The organism is Collimonas fungivorans, from assembly GCF_028292705.1.
Classification (GTDB): Bacteria; Pseudomonadota; Gammaproteobacteria; order Burkholderiales; family Burkholderiaceae_D; genus Collimonas; species Collimonas fungivorans_B.
Genome location: NZ_JAQGLV010000152.1, coordinates 17,269 through 33,583, shown reverse-complemented (window position 1 = coordinate 33,583; position 16,315 = coordinate 17,269). Strand labels below are relative to the sequence as shown.

Sequence of the window (16,315 nt, the reverse complement as noted above, 5' to 3'; positions counted from 1 at the left end):
TCGATGTCGGCAATTTCGACAAGAATCTCGATGTCGCCCAGTCTTACGGCAACCCGATCAAGAAGGGCATCCCGGCTGCGGTGCTGCTCAGCCCGGACAACAAGATCCTGTATTCGACCAAGGCCGGCGAGCTGGCCGATGCCCGCCGCATGGGCGAGAACGGCATCTATGACTTCTTCAATAAAGAGATCGTAAAACGACAAGGCAGCTAAGCCTGCGCCCAGCTGCCCTGCTTTCCAGCAATCCGGTCTGCGCCGTTAGACCGGGCTGTTACTTCGGCGCCAACCGGATCCCGCCGTCGAGACGGATCACTTCGCCGTTCAGGTAGACCGTCTCGACGATGGTCTTCACCAATGCCGAGAATTCAGCCGGCTTGCCCAGCCGCGGCGGGAACGGCACCATTTTTCCGAGCGCCTCCTGCACTTCTGCCGGCATGCCGAGCAGCATCGGCGTTTCCATGATGCCTGGCGCAATCGTCATCACGCGGATGCCGTGGCGCGACAGTTCGCGCGCCGCCGGCAAGGTCAACGCCACTACCCCGCCCTTGGACGAAGCGTAAGCGGCCTGGCCGATCTGGCCGTCGAACGCAGCCACCGAGGCGGTATTGATGATCACGCCGCGCTCGCCGTCGGCATTCGGCTCGCCCTTGCTCATCGCATCGGCCGCCAGGCGCATCATGTTGAAGGTGCCGATCAGGTTGATCTGGACCACCCGCGCGAAATCTTCCAGGCCATGCGGCCCTTCTTTGCCGACGATGCGCTTGGCCGGCGCCACGCCTGCGCAGCTGACCAGCCCATGCAAGCCGCCGAACACCGTCAGCGCCGTGTTGACGGCTTCCGCCGCGCTGGCCTCGCTGCACACGTCGGTGGCGACAAAACGGGCGTTGGCGCCCAGCTGCGTCGCCAGTGCGGCGCCGGCTTCCTGGTTGATGTCGGCGATCACCACCCTGGCGCCGCCCTGCACCAGCATGGCGGCAGTCGCCGCGCCCAGGCCGGAACCGCCGCCGCTGATCAGGAATACATTATTTTCGATTTGCATGGTTTTTCTCTTCTTTAAATTTTAGCCTTGGCGATTTCCTGGTTGCGCAAGATGAAGCGCTGCAGTTTGCCGCTAGGCGTTTTTGGCAGTTCAGTTAAAAATTCGATTTCGCGCGGATAAGAATGCGCCGCTAGCCGGTGCTTGACATATTGCTGCAGCTCGGCGACCAGTTCCGCACTGGCTTGGTAGCCTGTACTTAAGACGACAAAAGCCTTGACCAGTTCAGTGCGCTCGGGATCCGGCTTGCCGACCACGGCAGCTTCCATCACCGCCGCATGCTCCAGCAACGCGCTTTCGACATCGAACGGACCTATGCGATAACCGGAGGAGGTAATGATATCGTCGCCGCGCCCGATAAAGCTGATGCTGCCGTCCTGGTTCGTCTCGACCGTATCGCCGGTGATGTAATAGTCGTCGTCGTTAGCATCCTGCTGCCAATAGCCCTGGAACCAGTACACCGGAGAATGGCGGCGGTCCACCGCCAGCACGCCGGGCTGTCCCACTCCCAGTTCGTTCTGGTCGTCGTCTAGCACCGCCAGCCGGTAGCCGGGCATGGCAAGGCCGGCCGAACCCATGTGCACCTCATGCCGCAGGCCATGGTGGTTGCACAACACCATGCCCGTTTCAGTCTGGCCGTAATGATCGTTGATCAGGCAGGCCAGGTGTTGGCGGAACCAGCGGATCACTTCGGGATTCAGCGGTTCGCCGGCGCTGCTGACGGCGCGCAGCTGGCCCTTGACCGGCGCCGCTGCTTCCGCACCGCCGGCAATCAGCAGCCGGTACGCGGTAGGCGAACCGGCAAGATTGGTGATCTTGTATTTGTCGATGATCCGGTAGGTGCTCTCGACCGTGAACGAACCTTCATAGAAGGTGATCGCGTGGCCCATCAGCATCGGCCCGGTCACGCAGTAATACAAGCCATAGGCCCAGCCGGGATCGGCGATATTCCAGAAAGCGTCTTCCGGCCGCACATCCATTGCGTAGCGCGTGTAGACATAAAACGCCAGCATCGCCCGCAGCGGTACCGCAACACCCTTGGCCGGCCCGGTCGTACCTGAAGTAAACAACATGATGAAAGCGTCGTCAGCTTTGCGCATCACCGGCGCAAACTCGCTCGACTGCTGTTCCAGTTCCGGCCAGAAACCGAAGTCGCCGGCCGGCGTTGCATCGGCGGCAGTCATAACGGTCATGATGGGCGGACAATCCAGCACTTCCGCCAGCTTGTGGCGGTTATCGGCATCGGTAACGATCAGTTTCGCCTCGCTGGCGGCTACCCGGTATTCAATCGATTTCGAACCGAAGGCAGTAAACAAGGGCTGGTACACCGCGCCGGCGCGCCAGGTGCCGAGGATCGCAACCAGCAGTTCCGGCGTACGCGGCAATAATCCGGCGACGCGATCACCAGGCTGGACGCCCTGCTGCTTCAGGAAATTGGCGAAGCGCCCCGACAATTCCTTGAGCTGGGCGAAGGTGTAACTGGCGCTGCGGCCATCCTTGCCTTCCCAAAGCAATGCTATACGGTCATGGCCGGGAGTCGCGTGCCGGTCGCAGCATTCGACACAGGCATTGATCCCGGTTTGCAGGTTACCGGACAGCTCGGCGGCGATGCTGTCGGCGCTGAATTCGGCGTAAAACTGGGCATAATCCGGGATGTTTTCGCCCGCGGCCGGGGCATCGGCTGGCAAAGCAGATGACATGCGTGTTCTCCTCTTGACCTAAAATGGCAGGCCTGACCGGCTCTTGTTGTTATCAGAAATGGAACGACTGCAGCTTAGTCTAGGATAATTAGTGACTGGCAGCCATGTCAAAAGCGATCAGCGGGATTGATCGAAATTGCAATACCAAGGCAAATGGACTTATGGAAGACTGGGAAAAGGGAACGATCGCCATCAGCTTCGTCGATGAAGCGCTGCACAGCATGCGCCAACGCGGCATGGATACCGAAACGCTGCTGCTGCAGGCCGGCATCGCGCCACGCTGGCTGAAAGAACCGCATGCCCGGGTCGCCGCCGCCAACTACGGCCGGCTGTGGTACCTGATCGCGCACGCCATGGACGACGAATTTTTCGGCATGGACAGCCATCCGATGCGGGTCGGCAGCTTCAACATGCTGTGCCGCAGCGCCCTGCACAGCGCCAGCCTCGGCAAGGCCCTCGGGCGCATGCTGGATTTCCTGCGGCTGGTGCTGGACGATATGTCGGCGACGCTCTCCGAACAAGATGGCCTGGCGCGCATCGCCATCAGCGACAGCGGCGATCCGCGCCGCATGTTTGCCTACGGCGCCTTCCTGATGATCGTGCACGGCATCGGCAGCTGGCTGATCGGACGCCGCATCCAGCTGCTGTCGGCGGATTTCCGCTGCGCAGAACCGCTGGCCAGCCTCGACTACAAGATCCGCTTTTGCGACCAAGCCCGCTTCGGCCAGCCGCAGACCAGCATTACCTTCGATGCTGCCTGCCTGGCTTTGCCGATCGTGCAGAACCAGCGCACGCTGCAACCTTTCCTGCGCGAGGCGCCCGGCAACCTGCTGGTAAAATACAGCAACCACGACAGCCTGGCGGCGACCATCCGCCGCCGGTTGCGCCAGCTGCCGCTGACCGAATGGTCGGACTTCGACAGCCTGTCGAAACAGCTCAACACGCCGGCCTCGACCCTGCGCCGCAAGCTCGGCCAGGAGGGGCAGTCGTACCAGGCGATTAAGGACAATTTGCGGCGCGACCTGGCGATCAATTATCTGAGCGGCTCCGCCAGGAGCATAGAAGAGATCGCCGTCAGCCTTGGTTTTGCCGACTCCAGCGCCTTCCATCGGGCCTTCAAGAAATGGACCGGAAGCAGTCCGGGCGAGCATCGGCGTGCCTTGGCGGGGATCTAGCTTATTTGCGCTTGACCGGGGTGAACACCCGTCCATGTATCGCCGACAGAATCGCCTCCACCGCCGGATGCTTGATCTTGCGCTCATTCGACACCGCATAAAATTGCTCATGCACCTGCTCCAGCTCGCCGATCAGCACCGCGCCGAACTGTTCCTCGACATCCGCGGCGAGCGCCGACGGCGCCGGAAACAGGCCCAGGCCGTTGCGGCCGAAGGTGTTCAGCAGCGCATTGTCATCGAACTCGCCGACCACATCCGGCCGCAGCTCATGCGCTTCGAACCAATGGTCGATGCGGCCGCGGATCACGTTGTTGCGGGTCGGCAGCAGCAGAGGCGCGCCGCTCAGGCTGGCCGGGAATTTTGCGCGATAACGCTTGGCCAGCTCCTTGCTGCCAAACAGCGCGATGTCGCTCTCTCCGAGCAAATGGCTGAACACGCGCAACGCCGCGCCGGAAGGCGCCGGCCGGTCGGTCAGCACCACGTCCAGCTTGTGCATGGTGAGGTCGCCCAGCAGCGACTCGAACTTGTCCTCGAAACACACCAGTTTCACCCGCTGCGGCAAGCGCAATGCCGCTTCCAGCAGGCGCGACGAGATCAGCTTCGGCAGCGAATCCGAAATGCCGACCGCCAGCCGCAAGGTGGGCTCATCGTCGGCGGCGGCAAGCGCCTCCTGCATCTGTTCACCCAATAAGAAAATCTGGTCGGCATAACCCAGCGCCAGGCGCCCCGCCTCGGTCAATACCAGGCGCCGGCCTTGCGGCGCCAGCAGCGACTTTCCTACCGCCTGTTCCAGCAGCGACAGCTGGGCGCTGACGGTCTGCACCGCCAGCCCCAGGCGTTCGGCGGCGCGCGTAACGCTGCCCTCCTTGGCCACCACCCAGAAATAATGTAGGTGGCGAAAATTCAGTCCAGATGATTTCATTGTTCTGTTTTTCCGAAGTAATTCTTCGATTATCTTCGCTTTTTAAGTTTGTGTCGCGGTTATATGATGGTTTCTCCTGAAACGAACTGGAGTCTTTGATGAAACCGACTATCGCCATCGTCGCTACCAAAGGTGTAAAACTCAGCCGCAGACTGCGCGAGTACGTTAGCCATCGCTTGAGCCTGGCGCTCGACAGGAAGCAATACAGCATCCAGGCCATGAAAGTGCGCATCAGCGACCAGAACGGCCCCAAGGGCGGGATCGACAAGCATTGCCAGATCCAGCTGACCTTGCCCGGCTTGCCGACCGTGGTCGTCACCGAAAAAGGAAACGATGTCGCCGCCATGGTCGACCAGGCTGCGCATCGTGCCGCGCAAGCGATTGACCGCCTGCTGTCACGGGCGAAATCGATCCGGCATACCAAATACACGGTGCCTATCAGCGAAGCCGCCCTTATCTAATTTTACGAAAGACCATCATGAATAACCGTTACAACACTCTCAGAAACAGCAGCGCCAGGTATTCCGCCACCACGGTGATGGATGGCGCCGCCCGCCAGGTCTTGCGCAACACTTACCTGCTGTTGTCGCTGTGCCTGGGTTTCAGCGCCATCGTCGCCGGCGCCTCGATAGCATTCAGCCTGCCGGCTCCCGGCATCATCATCACGCTGGCCGGTTACTTCGGCTTGCTGTTCCTGGTCACAAAATACCGTGACCGCGGCCTCGGCGTGGGACTGGTGTTCGCGCTGACCGGCTTCATGGGCTACACCCTGGGACCGATCGTCAGCCATTACCTGAGCCTGCCCAACGGCGGCCTGACCGTGATGATGGCGCTGGCCGGCACTGCCATCATTTTCCTCGGCATGTCTGCTTATGCGCTGGTCACCAAACGTGACCTGTCCTTCATGGGCGGCATGCTGACGGTTGGCGTGCTGGTGGCTTTCGTGGCCGGACTGGCAGCGATCTTCTTCAGCATCCCGGCCTTGTCGCTGACCGTATCCGCGGTATTCGTGCTGCTGATGTCGGGCATGATCCTGTTCGAAACCAACAATATCGTGCGCGGCGGCGAGACCAATTACGTGATGGCTACCGTCAGCCTGTTCGTCTCGATTTTCAACCTGTTCATCAGCCTGTTGCAGCTGCTGGGATTTGCCAACAAAGAGTAAACCTGCGGCAGGGCCTGCACGGCCTGCCCGCGTTACGTTTGACTATTATGGAGAATGTTTATGTATTGCCCTGTATGCAAGGACAAGGAGCTCGTCATGAGCGAGCGGCAAAGTATCGAGATCGATTACTGCCCCGGTTGCCGCGGCGTCTGGCTGGATCGCGGCGAACTGGACAAGATCATCCAGCAATCAACCCATGAACTGACAAACGCCAGGGCGCAGCCGGCTGCTCCGGCGCCGTACCAGCCTAAATACCAGCCCGAATACCGGCCGGAGCAGCAAGGATCGCAGTACAACGATTATCGCCGGCCGAAGAAAAAAGAGAGTTTCTGGCAAGAGCTGTTCGACTGAACCATGTGGACTAGCCGGGGGACAGGATCAAACATCCTGTCCCCCTTGCTGGTTTACACCGCCTGCTTGGCAGAGATGGCGTTTGCCACCACCAGCGCCGTCATGTTGACCACCCGGCGCACCGTCGCCGACGGGTTCAGGATATGCACCGGCGCCGCGGCGCCCAGCAATACCGGACCCACCGTAACGCCCTGGCCGCCGGTCATCTTCAACACGTTGAACAGGATATTGGCGGCATCCAGGTTTGGCGTCACCAGCACGTTGGCGTCGCCGCTTAACGTAGATTTCGGCAAGAACTGCGCCCTTACCTCTTCGCTCAGGGCCGCGTCGCCGTGCATCTCGCCATCGGCTTCGACATCCGGCATGCGCTTGACGAACAAGTCGCGCGCGGCGCGCATTTTCTTGGCCGACGGCCGCGTGCTGGAACCGAACATCGAGTGCGACAGGAACGCCACCTTGGGCGGCACGCCGAAGCGCCTCACCTGTTCCACCGCCATCGCCGCGATATCGGCCAGCTGCTCGGCATCCGGATCGTCGTTGACGAAAGTATCGGCGATGAACAAGGTGTGCTTGTCGAGCACCAGGCCGTTCATGGTGGCAAAGCATTTGGCGCCGTCGCGCAGGCCGATGATGTCGCTCACATGTTCCAGGTGGTTGTCGAAACGCCCGACCAGGCCGCACAGCATGCCGTCGGCGTCGCCCAGCTTGACCAGCAGCGAAGCGATGGTGGTGTTTGAACGGCGCAAGGTCGATTTCGCCATCTCGGGCGTGACGCCGTCGCGCGCCTTGATCTCGTGATAGGTTTCCCAGTACTGGCGGAAACGCACGTCGTCTTCCGGATTGATCAGTTCGAAATCGCGTCCTGCCTGCAGGCGCAAGCCGGCGCGCTTGATGCGCGCCTCGATCACCGCCGGACGGCCGATCAGGATAGGCCGCACCAGTTTTTCTTCCAGCGCAATCTGCACCGCGCGCAATACACGCTCGTCCTCGCCCTCGGCGTAGACAATGCGTTGCGGCTCGCCGCGCGCGGCGACAAACACCGGACGCATGAACATGCCGGTATGGCTGACAAAACGCATCAGCGACTGGCGGTAAGCTTCCATGTCCTTGATCGGACGCGTCGCCACGCCCGACTCTTCGGCGGCACGCGCAACCGCAGGCGCGATGCGCAGGATCAGGCGTGAATCGAATGGCTTCGGAATGATGTATTCCGGACCGAAATGCAGTTCCTGGCCGGCATAGGCGGACGCCACTTCCTCGCTGATCTCGGCTTTGGTCAAGTCGGCGATTTCACGTACGCAGGCAACCTTCATCGCTTCCGTGATGCTGGTGGCGCCGCAATCCAACGCGCCGCGGAAAATGTAGGGGAAGCACAGCACATTATTGACCTGGTTCGGATAGTCCGAACGGCCGGTAGCAATGATGCAGTCCGGCCGCGCTTCCAGCGCCAGCTCGGGACGGATTTCCGGTTCCGGGTTGGCCAGCGCCAGGATGATAGGCTGCGAACCCATGGCCTTGACCATGTCCTGGGTCAGCACGCCGGGCGCCGAGCAGCCGAGGAACACGTCGGCGTCGACAATCGCATCGGCCAGGGTGCGGGCATTGGTGGTTTGCTGGTAGCGCTGCTTGGACACATCCAGCTTGTCTTCGCGCTTGTCGTGGATCACGCCGCGCGAATCGCAGACAAAAATGTTTTCGCGCTTGACGCCCAGCTCTACCATCAGGTCCAGGCAGGCGATCGCCGCGGCGCCGGCGCCAGACGCCACCAGTTTGACTTCGCCGATCTTCTTGTTGACCAGCTCCAGGCCGTTCAGCAGGGCGGCAGAGGAAATGATGGCGGTGCCGTGCTGGTCGTCGTGGAAGACCGGGATCTTCATGCGCTCGCGCAGCTTCTTTTCGATATAGAAGCATTCCGGCGCCTTGATGTCTTCCAGGTTGATGCCGCCCAGCGTCGGCTCCAGCGCGGCGATGATCTCGACCAGCTTGTCCGGGTCGCGCTCGGCCAGTTCGATGTCGAATACGTCGATGCCGGCAAAATTATGGAACAGGCAGCCCTTGCCTTCCATTACCGGTTTGCCGGCCAGCGGCCCGATATCGCCCAGGCCCAGCACCGCGGTGCCGTTGGTGACCACGCCCACCAGGTTGGCGCGTGAAGTGTACTCCACCGCCATTTCCGGATCTTCGTGGATCGCCAGGCAGGCATACGCCACGCCGGGCGAATACGCCAGCGACAGGTCGCGCTGGTTCGACAGGGGCTTGGTCGGCACCACGGCGATCTTGCCGCGCGTCGGACTGCGGTGATATTCCAGCGCCGCGTCGCGCAAGGCCTGCTCGGCCGCAGAAAGAGTGGTTGGGGTGCTCATTGATTGTCTCCTGGATACGCTAATGAAAATTCGGTGGCAGCGACATTATCACAATGTCTATCGATGCGGTTTCTCGGCGACCGATATCTCTGCTGGGGAAGATGCTTTTTGGAAAGGGAAGTTATCCCGCGGGATCGTGGTTTGCATTGTGCGGCTCATGGCAAATGGTAGACGAATCCGGGGCAACTTGCAGCGTTACCGCGAAAAAAAACCAATTCAATTTATCCCGCAGTGCCGCATAAAAAAAGCCCGCGCATGCGGGCTTGCCTTCGGAAGATTACTACCATCATGTCAATGTCAAGCTGCGACGCTGCTTTCCAGCGGTTGCAGCACCAGCAAAGTTTCATAACTCCAGCGCGTCCAGCTAGAAGCCACGCCCAGCCGTGCGGTGTTGGGACGAATCTTCGGCTTGTGGATCGCAACCCGGATTTCATCCAGCATCGGGAATTCGCGGAACGACAAGCTGGCGACTTCCGACGCCAGCGTCTCCAGCAGGCGGGTATGCGGCTTGGCCTGCAGGAAAGCCGTGATCACGCCGCAGTAATGATCGTAGTCGATCACCGAGGCGGCGTCGTCATCGTGCTGGCTGCCGCCGGTGCGATAGGACAGTTCGATGTCCAGCTCCACCGGCTGCGCCTTCTCGTGCTCGTGCGGATGCAGGCCGACCCGCGTCGTCGCCGACAAGGCCTCGACGAAGATCTGCCAACGGACGCCGCTGGCGATGTTTTCGTTTTTCATCGGAGGTACTCCTGGCAGGCGTCCAGCAGGATGCGACCGAAATAATCGGCGAAGCTGCGCCGGATGACAAGTTCGTAAGCATCATCGGCCAGCGGCCGCAGCAAGATGCCTGCCTTGAAGAAATGGCTTTGGGCGCATTGGCCAAGCTTGAACACGGCCGGATGGAAGTCCAGCGGACAACCTTTCCGCAATACCTCGCGTGCCTTTTCCCCGCTGAGCACCAGGCTGGTGTTGCCGCTGCTGACATCCACCACGGAAGCGAACTGTCCGGCCAGCGCACCGGCCAGGTCAGCACATAGCGCAGGCAAGCGCGGCTGTTTCGACTGGACCAGCCATTCATTGGGCGCCAGCCAGTAGATGGTGAACTGCTCACTTTCCGTGACCGTGTTCGGCTGCAGCGGCAGAACCGCGCCGGTGAGGCTCTTGACCGCTTTCTGCAGCACGGCGGAATCCGCTTCGCCCTTGAGGTTGATCAATTCGAGGAAGGGTTTCTCTTCCATGCTGACCACCGCGCCGGCGCCGGCCGCAAGCGGCGCCAGCATCTGCGTCAGTTCGGTGAACGGCGATTCTTGCTGCACCTGGAAAAGCTGGGTTTCATTCAACATGTTGACGGACTCCTTCTGCATCGTAAAACACCAGGTTGCTGATCTTGGCCGCGAGATTGCGGCCGTTCGCCAGCGGAATGCTGACTTCCTGCCCCATCTTGCCGAGGCCGCCCTTGATCAGCGCGAAGGCAATCGAACGCTGCAGGATCGGGCTGAAATAACTGGACGTCACATGGCCGATCATGTTGGCGATCGGTTCATTGCTCGGCTCGGCCAGGATCTGGCTGCCTTCCGGCAGTACGACATCCTTGTCCTCGCTCAGCAAGCCGACCAGCTGCTTGCGGTCGCTGCGCGCAGTGTCGGAACGGATCAGCGAACGCTTGCCGAGGAAATCCTTGGACTTGGCGACCAGGCCGCCCATGCCGAGGTCGAACGGCGTCACCGAACCGTCAGTATCCTGGCCGACGATGATGTAGCCTTTTTCTGCGCGCAGCACGTGCATGGTCTCGGTGCCGTAAGGCGTGATGTCGAATTCCTTGCCGGCTTCGATGATCGCATCCCAGATGGCGCGTCCCATGTTGGCAGGCACGTTCACCTCGTACGACAGTTCACCCGAAAAGCTGATGCGCATGATGCGGGTAAACACGCTGTTGATGCTGCCTTCGCGGAACGACATGAACGGGAATTTCTCGTTCGAGAAATCGATGTCCTTGCACACCTTCTGCAGCACGCGCCGGGCATTCGGCCCCACCACCGCGAACGTCGCGAAATGATCGGTCACCGACGTCAGGTTGACCTTCAGGTGCGGCCATTCGGTCTGCAGCCAGCGCTCCATCCAGTCCAGCACGCGCGCCGCGCCGCCGGTAGTGGTGCTCATCAGGAAATGCTGTTCGCCCAGGCGCACCGTGACGCCATCGTCGAACACCATGCCGTTTTCATCGAGCATCAGGCCGTAGCGGCACTTGCCGACTTCCAGCTTGTTCCACGGATTGGTGTAGATCCAGTTCAGCAGGGTCACTGCATCCGGCCCCTGCACATCGATCTTGCCCAGGGTCGAGGCATCCAGGATGCCGACGCTGTTGCGCGCCGCCAGGCATTCGCGCGCTACCGCCGCGTGCAGGTCTTCCTTGCCGCGCGGGTAGTACCACGGGCGTTTCCAGTTGCCGACATCTTCAAACAAGGCGCCCTGCTCCTGGTGCCAGGGATGGATGCAGGTCTTGCGTATCGGCGTCAGGAACTCGCCCAGCTCGCGCCCGGCCACGGTGCCGAAAGTCACCGGCGTGTAATTCGGGCGGAAGGTGGTGGTGCCGGTTTCCGGGATGGTCTTGCCCAGCACTTCGGCCAGGATCGCCATGCCGTTGATATTGCCGAGCTTGCCCTGGTCGGTGCCGAAGCCGAGCGCGGTATAGCGCTTGACGTGCTCCACCGAGTGGTAGCCTTCACGCGCCGCCAGGTAGATATCCGCCGCCGAAACGTCGTTCTGGTAATCGACGAACTGCTTGGGGCCGCGGCCCACCTGCTTGCGGTCGCCCACCAGCCATAAAGGCATGATGGCGGCTTCGGACAACTCCACCACTTTCCAGCTGGGCAGCGCTATCGGCTTCAAGCCTACAGCAACAATCGCTTGCTGTGCCGCCAAGGCGCCGTCGCGCAAGGCGCCGCTCAGGCTGAAATCGCCGTTGGCGGCGCCTGCGCTGGTTTCCTTTTGCATCGCCGAGCCCGGCACAAAACAGGCTTTTTCGTTGCTCCAGTGCGCCTTGCCGCCGGATTGCGCAAACAGGTGGATCACCGGATTCCAGCCGCCCGACACGCCCAGCAGGTCGCAGGCGAGCGAGGTAATGAACTGCCCCGGCACGCCGTCCTGGTGACGCGCTACCTCGACCATCTTGACATGGCGGCTGCCGCTGGCAGTCACCACCACGGCGTCGTTGATGATGTTGATGCCTTGCCTCTTGGCGGCGGCCGGCAAGCTGCTGCCGCTGCTGTTGCCAGCCGGGCGCGGATCGACCACGGTTACTTCGGCGCCGTTGCCCTTCAGGTCCAGCGCGGTCTGGTAAGCATCGTCATTATTGGTGAAGATCACCGCCTTGCGCCCCGGCAGTACGCCGTAGCGGTGGATATAGGTCGACACCGCCGACGCCAGCATGATGCCCGGCAGGTCGTTATTGCCGAATACGATAGGTCGCTCATGCGCGCCGGTGGCCAGTATCACGTGCTTGGCGCGCACCTTCCACAAACGCTCGCGCACCGGGCCGCGCGCCGCCAGCGGCAGATGCTCGCTCAGGCGCTGGGTCACGGTCAGCAGGTTATGGTCCTGGTAGCCGAACACCGTGCTGCGCGACAAAATCGTGACCTCCGGCAAATGCCGCAGATCGTCCGTTATCTTTGCCACCCATGCCGCGGCGGGCAAGCCATCGATCATGGCTGGGCCGGACAACAGGCTGCCGCCCAGTTCCGACTGGTCGTCGACCAGCACCACCCGTGCGCCCGAGCTGGCGGCGACCCAGGCCGCAGCCAGGCCGGCCGGACCGGCGCCGGCAACCAGCACATCGCAATGGGCGTAGGTCTTTTCGTAGCGGTCAGGGTCAAGCGCGGTCGGCGCCTTGCCGAAGCCGGCCGCTTCGCGTATCACTTCTTCATACTTGCCCCACCAGCTGCGCGGCCACTTGAATGTCTTGTAATAGAAGCCGGCCGGAATGAAGCGGGCAAACAGCTGGTTCACCGCCATCCGGTCATTCTCGATGCTGGGACTGGCGTTGACGCTGGCCGCGCTCAAGCCCTGGTACAGCTCGATTTCGGTGGCGCGGGCGTTCGGCACCGTATAAGCGCCGGTTTCCAGCTGCACCAGCGCATTCGGTTCTTCCACGCCGGCGGTGACGATGCCGCGCGGGCGATGGTATTTCCAGCTACGCGCCACAAAATGCACGCCGTTCGCCAGCAGCGCCGACGCCAGCGTATCGCCCTGGTAGCCCTGGTAGCTCTTGCCGTTGAAAGTAAAGCTGAGCGCCGCGCCACGGTCTATCCGGCCGCCGCCCTTGAGCCGATGCGTTTGCTGATTGCTCATGTTGCACTCCCTGTCTCAGTCTTTTCGCCGAACTTGCTGTAACCGAGGAATTCGTAGGTGACGGTATCGCGCTCGGCCATGAACCAGCGCCGGCAGCCATGGCTGTGCAGCCATTGTTCGCGGTGCACGCCGCGCGGATTCTTGCGCATGAACAGGTAATCGCCCCAGGCTTCGTCGCTGATGTTTTCGGTGTCCAGCGGACGTGCGATGTCGGCTTCGCCGCCGCAATGGAACTCACTCTCGGCGCGCGGCCCGCACCAAGGGCAGGTAATCAATAACATGATGGATCTCCAGGCAGATAGCGGGAATTAGTGAATTTTAGTGAGCCACGGCGGCGGCGCCGTGTTCGTCGATCAGGTGGCCGTTGTAGAAACGGTCCAGCGCAAACGGCGCATTCAGGGGATGCGGATTGTCGTTGGCAATCGTGTGGGCGAATACCCAGCCCGAGCCCGGCGTAGCCTTGAAGCCGCCGGTGCCCCAGCCGCAGTTGAAGTACAGGCCCTTGACCGGGGTCTTGGAAATGATCGGACAGGCATCCGGCGAGACATCGACGATCCCGCCCCACTGCCGGTTCATGCGGACCCGGCTCAGCACCGGGAACATTTCGACGATCGCCTGCAAAGTGCCTTCGATCACGTGGTAACTGCCGCGCTGGCCGTAGCCGGTGTACTGGTCGACGCCAGCGCCGATCACCAGGTCGCCCTTGTCGGACTGGCTGATATAGGCATGCACCGCATTCGACATCACCACCGTATCGATGATCGGCTTGATCGGTTCCGACACCAGCGCCTGCAAAGGGTGGCTCTCCAGCGGCAAGCGGATGCCCGCCATGGCCGCCAATACGCTGGAATGGCCGGCAGCAACCACCGCGACTTTCTTGGCCTTGATAAAACCTTTGACGGTATCGACGCCGGTCACCGCGCCATTCTCGCGCCGGATCCCGGTGACGCCGCAGTTCTGCAGGATATCGACGCCGCGCTCATCGGCGCCGCGGGCGAAACCCCACGCCACCGCATCATGCCGCGCCACGCCGCCGCGGCGCTGGAAGGAAGCGCCCAGCACCGGATAGTGGCTGTTCAGGTTAATGATCGGCACGATTTCCTTGACCTGCGCCGGCGTCAGCCATTCGGCGTCGACGCCGTTGAGGCGGTTGGCGTTGATGCGGCGGTCGGTGTCGCGCACGTCCTGCAAGGTATGCGCCAGGTTCATCACGCCGCGCTGGCTGAACATGACGTTGTAGTTCAGATCCTGCGACAAGCCTTCCCACAGCTGCATGGCTTTTTCATACAGCATGGCCGACTCGTCCCACAGGTAGTTCGAGCGCACGATGGTAGTGTTGCGGGCGGTGTTGCCGCCGCCTATCCAGCCTTTTTCAATCACCGCGATATTACGCAAGCCGTGCACCTTGGCCAGGTAATAGGCAGTAGCCAGGCCGTGGCCACCGCCGCCGACGATGACGATGTCGTATTCCTTTTTCGGTTCCGGACTTTTCCAGGCCCGCTGCCAGTTCTCATGATAGGAGAGCCCATTGCGGATCAGGCTGAATATCGAATAATTGCTCATACACCCCTCAAAGTTCCGGAACCGCTGTTACAGTCCACGATTAATCAGCACTCAATGACATTTACCGCCAAACCACCACGTGATGTTTCCTTGTATTTGGTCTTCATGTCGGCGCCGGTCTGCATCATGGTCTTGATCACATTGTCGAGCGACACATAATGTTTTCCGTTGCCGCGCAAAGCCATGCGGGCGGCGTTGATCGCCTTCACCGCGCCCATCGCATTGCGTTCTATGCAGGGAATCTGCACCAGTCCGCCGACCGGATCGCAGGTCATGCCAAGGTTGTGCTCCATGCCGATTTCAGCGGCATTCTCGATCTGCTCCGGCGTTCCGCCCAAGACCGCCGCCAATGCTCCCGCAGCCATCGAACAGGCAACCCCGACCTCGCCCTGGCAACCGACTTCGGCGCCAGAGATGGAAGCGTTTTCCTTGTAGATCAGGCCGATCGCCGCCGCCGTCAGCATGAAGGTCATGACCCCGTCCTTATTCGAACCGGGAATGAACTTGGTGTAGTAATGCAGCACCGCCGGCAGCACGCCTGCCGCGCCATTGGTAGGTGCGGTGACGATCCGTCCGCCGGCGGCGTTTTCTTCATTCACCGCCATCGCATACAGGTTGACCCAGTCCAGCATCGACAAAGGATCCGTGAACGATTCTTCGGAACGATCCTTCAGCTGCCGGTACAGTTCTGACGCGCGGCGCTTGACCCGCATCGGGCCGGGCAGTTCGCCGTCTATCGAGCAGCCGCGTTTTATCGCCGCCGCCATCACATCCCAGATGCCCAGCAGCTTGGTCCGCACTTCTTCCGCCGAACGCCAGTGCTTTTCGTTTTCCATCATCAGCGCGGCAATCGTCAAACCGCTTTCGGCGCACATGCGCAGCAGGTCGTCGCCGGAATGAAACGGATACGGCAGGTCGCCTTCGCTTTGCACGCTGCCCGCCTGCACCAGGTTGACGCGCTGGCCCTCCTTGCTGACCACAAAGCCGCCGCCGACCGAGTAATATTCTTTTTCCGCAATCACGCTGGCGGCTGCATCCAGGGCGACAAAACGCATGCCGTTCGGATGTTGCGGCAAGGCTTCGCGACGGAAAAACAGCACATGCTCTTTTTCCACGCAACCGATGGCATGGCTGCCGTTCAGCAGCAGTTTCTTTGAACTGCGGATTTCCGCCAGCCGCGGTTCAACATGGTCCGGATCGATGTTGTCCGGCAGGTTGCCTTCCAGTCCAAGCAGCACCGCCTTGTCGCTGCCGTGGCCTTTACCGGTCGCGCCCAGCGACCCGTACAGCTCGACCCTGACCGCATGCACCGCATCGAGCAGGCCCGCATCATGCAAATACGCAGCAAATCGATTGGCGGCAATCATCGGTCCCACCGTATGCGAACTGGAGGGGCCGATGCCGACCTTGAATAAATCGAATGTGCTGATATTCATGTAAAACTCGATAGAAAACCCGATTGGCCGTACTGGCAAATGCGCTGGTAAAACATGATGCTTACGTTCATGACAACTCCTGGTTGGGTTGAAGTATTTTTCCCGGCAAACGGCAGCAAACGCACGAGACACGACAACGCCAGGGTACAGCGCAACACAGTTGATTCCAGTCTCAAACCACCTCGTGTTGCAGCGCTATTCCTTGGCATCATTTTGTCCTTGCACAGGCTGGCCTATTTCCCGTAGCTGACAAGTGTT

At 61.1% G+C, this 16,315-nt stretch carries 14 protein-coding genes and 1 pseudogene; 5 read left to right on the top strand and 10 right to left on the bottom strand.

Annotated features, from left to right (window positions below; all coding sequences use genetic code 11):
- Positions 1 to 212, top strand: a pseudogene (locus JWQ61_RS07930) (thiol reductase thioredoxin); the annotation flags it as partial.
- Between the two features lie 58 nt (positions 213 to 270).
- Here the strand turns inward: JWQ61_RS07930 and JWQ61_RS07925 are convergent.
- Positions 271 to 1,038 (bottom strand): SDR family NAD(P)-dependent oxidoreductase, encoded by a 768-nt coding sequence (locus JWQ61_RS07925; protein WP_304360046.1) that lies wholly within the window; start codon positions 1,036 to 1,038, stop codon positions 271 to 273.
- A gap of 14 nt (positions 1,039 to 1,052) precedes the next feature.
- Complete coding sequence (locus JWQ61_RS07920; RefSeq protein WP_304360045.1) at positions 1,053 to 2,735, bottom strand: AMP-binding protein; 1,683 nt, start codon at positions 2,733 to 2,735, stop codon at positions 1,053 to 1,055.
- 161 nt (positions 2,736 to 2,896) lie between these two features.
- Between JWQ61_RS07920 and JWQ61_RS07915 the strand changes: the two genes are divergently transcribed.
- Positions 2,897 to 3,910 (top strand): AraC family transcriptional regulator, encoded by a 1,014-nt coding sequence (locus JWQ61_RS07915; protein ID WP_304360044.1) that lies wholly within the window; start codon positions 2,897 to 2,899, stop codon positions 3,908 to 3,910.
- Between the two features lies 1 nt (position 3,911).
- On the opposite strand, the gene nhaR is transcribed toward JWQ61_RS07915, so the two are convergent.
- Positions 3,912 to 4,832: a transcriptional activator NhaR gene (gene nhaR / locus JWQ61_RS07910; protein WP_304360043.1), complete on the bottom strand. Its 921-nt coding sequence runs from the start codon at positions 4,830 to 4,832 to the stop codon at positions 3,912 to 3,914.
- Between the two features lie 98 nt (positions 4,833 to 4,930).
- Between nhaR and JWQ61_RS07905 the strand changes: the two genes are divergently transcribed.
- The 3 genes from JWQ61_RS07905 (at position 4,931) to JWQ61_RS07895 (ending at position 6,348) form a co-directional block, all read left to right on the top strand.
- Complete coding sequence (locus JWQ61_RS07905) at positions 4,931 to 5,293, top strand: HPF/RaiA family ribosome-associated protein (RefSeq protein WP_304360042.1); 363 nt, start codon at positions 4,931 to 4,933, stop codon at positions 5,291 to 5,293.
- Between the two features lie 77 nt (positions 5,294 to 5,370).
- The gene (locus tag JWQ61_RS07900) at positions 5,371 to 5,997 is read left to right on the top strand and encodes a Bax inhibitor-1/YccA family protein (protein ID WP_369684887.1); all 627 of its coding nucleotides are present in this window, start codon (positions 5,371 to 5,373) and stop codon (positions 5,995 to 5,997) included.
- Positions 5,998 to 6,057: 60 nt separating this feature from the next.
- On the top strand, positions 6,058 to 6,348 hold the full coding sequence (locus tag JWQ61_RS07895) for a zf-TFIIB domain-containing protein (protein WP_304360040.1): 291 nt from the start codon (positions 6,058 to 6,060) through the stop codon (positions 6,346 to 6,348).
- Between the two features lie 53 nt (positions 6,349 to 6,401).
- On the opposite strand, the gene JWQ61_RS07890 is transcribed toward JWQ61_RS07895, so the two are convergent.
- From JWQ61_RS07890 to JWQ61_RS07860, 7 genes are all read right to left on the bottom strand, one after another.
- The gene (locus tag JWQ61_RS07890) at positions 6,402 to 8,711 is read right to left on the bottom strand and encodes an NADP-dependent malic enzyme (protein ID WP_304360039.1); all 2,310 of its coding nucleotides are present in this window, start codon (positions 8,709 to 8,711) and stop codon (positions 6,402 to 6,404) included.
- A 297-nt stretch (positions 8,712 to 9,008) separates the two neighbouring features.
- Positions 9,009 to 9,449 carry a dihydroneopterin aldolase gene (locus tag JWQ61_RS07885; RefSeq protein WP_304360038.1) on the bottom strand — a complete coding sequence of 147 codons (441 nt, stop codon included), beginning with the start codon at positions 9,447 to 9,449 and terminating at the stop codon, positions 9,009 to 9,011.
- Positions 9,446 to 10,054 (bottom strand): sarcosine oxidase subunit gamma, encoded by a 609-nt coding sequence (locus JWQ61_RS07880; RefSeq protein WP_304360037.1) that lies wholly within the window; start codon positions 10,052 to 10,054, stop codon positions 9,446 to 9,448. The genes JWQ61_RS07885 and JWQ61_RS07880 overlap by 4 nt, the downstream gene beginning before the upstream one ends.
- Complete coding sequence (locus JWQ61_RS07875; protein WP_304360036.1) at positions 10,044 to 13,058, bottom strand: sarcosine oxidase subunit alpha family protein; 3,015 nt, start codon at positions 13,056 to 13,058, stop codon at positions 10,044 to 10,046. The genes JWQ61_RS07880 and JWQ61_RS07875 overlap by 11 nt, the downstream gene beginning before the upstream one ends.
- On the bottom strand, positions 13,055 to 13,339 hold the full coding sequence (locus JWQ61_RS07870) for a sarcosine oxidase subunit delta (RefSeq protein ID WP_061541023.1): 285 nt from the start codon (positions 13,337 to 13,339) through the stop codon (positions 13,055 to 13,057). The genes JWQ61_RS07875 and JWQ61_RS07870 overlap by 4 nt, the downstream gene beginning before the upstream one ends.
- Before the next feature lie 37 nt (positions 13,340 to 13,376).
- Positions 13,377 to 14,621: a sarcosine oxidase subunit beta family protein gene (locus tag JWQ61_RS07865; protein WP_014007060.1), complete on the bottom strand. Its 1,245-nt coding sequence runs from the start codon at positions 14,619 to 14,621 to the stop codon at positions 13,377 to 13,379.
- Between the two features lie 44 nt (positions 14,622 to 14,665).
- Positions 14,666 to 16,057 (bottom strand): L-serine ammonia-lyase, encoded by a 1,392-nt coding sequence (locus tag JWQ61_RS07860; RefSeq protein WP_304360035.1) that lies wholly within the window; start codon positions 16,055 to 16,057, stop codon positions 14,666 to 14,668.
- Positions 16,058 to 16,315 lie beyond the last annotated feature (258 nt).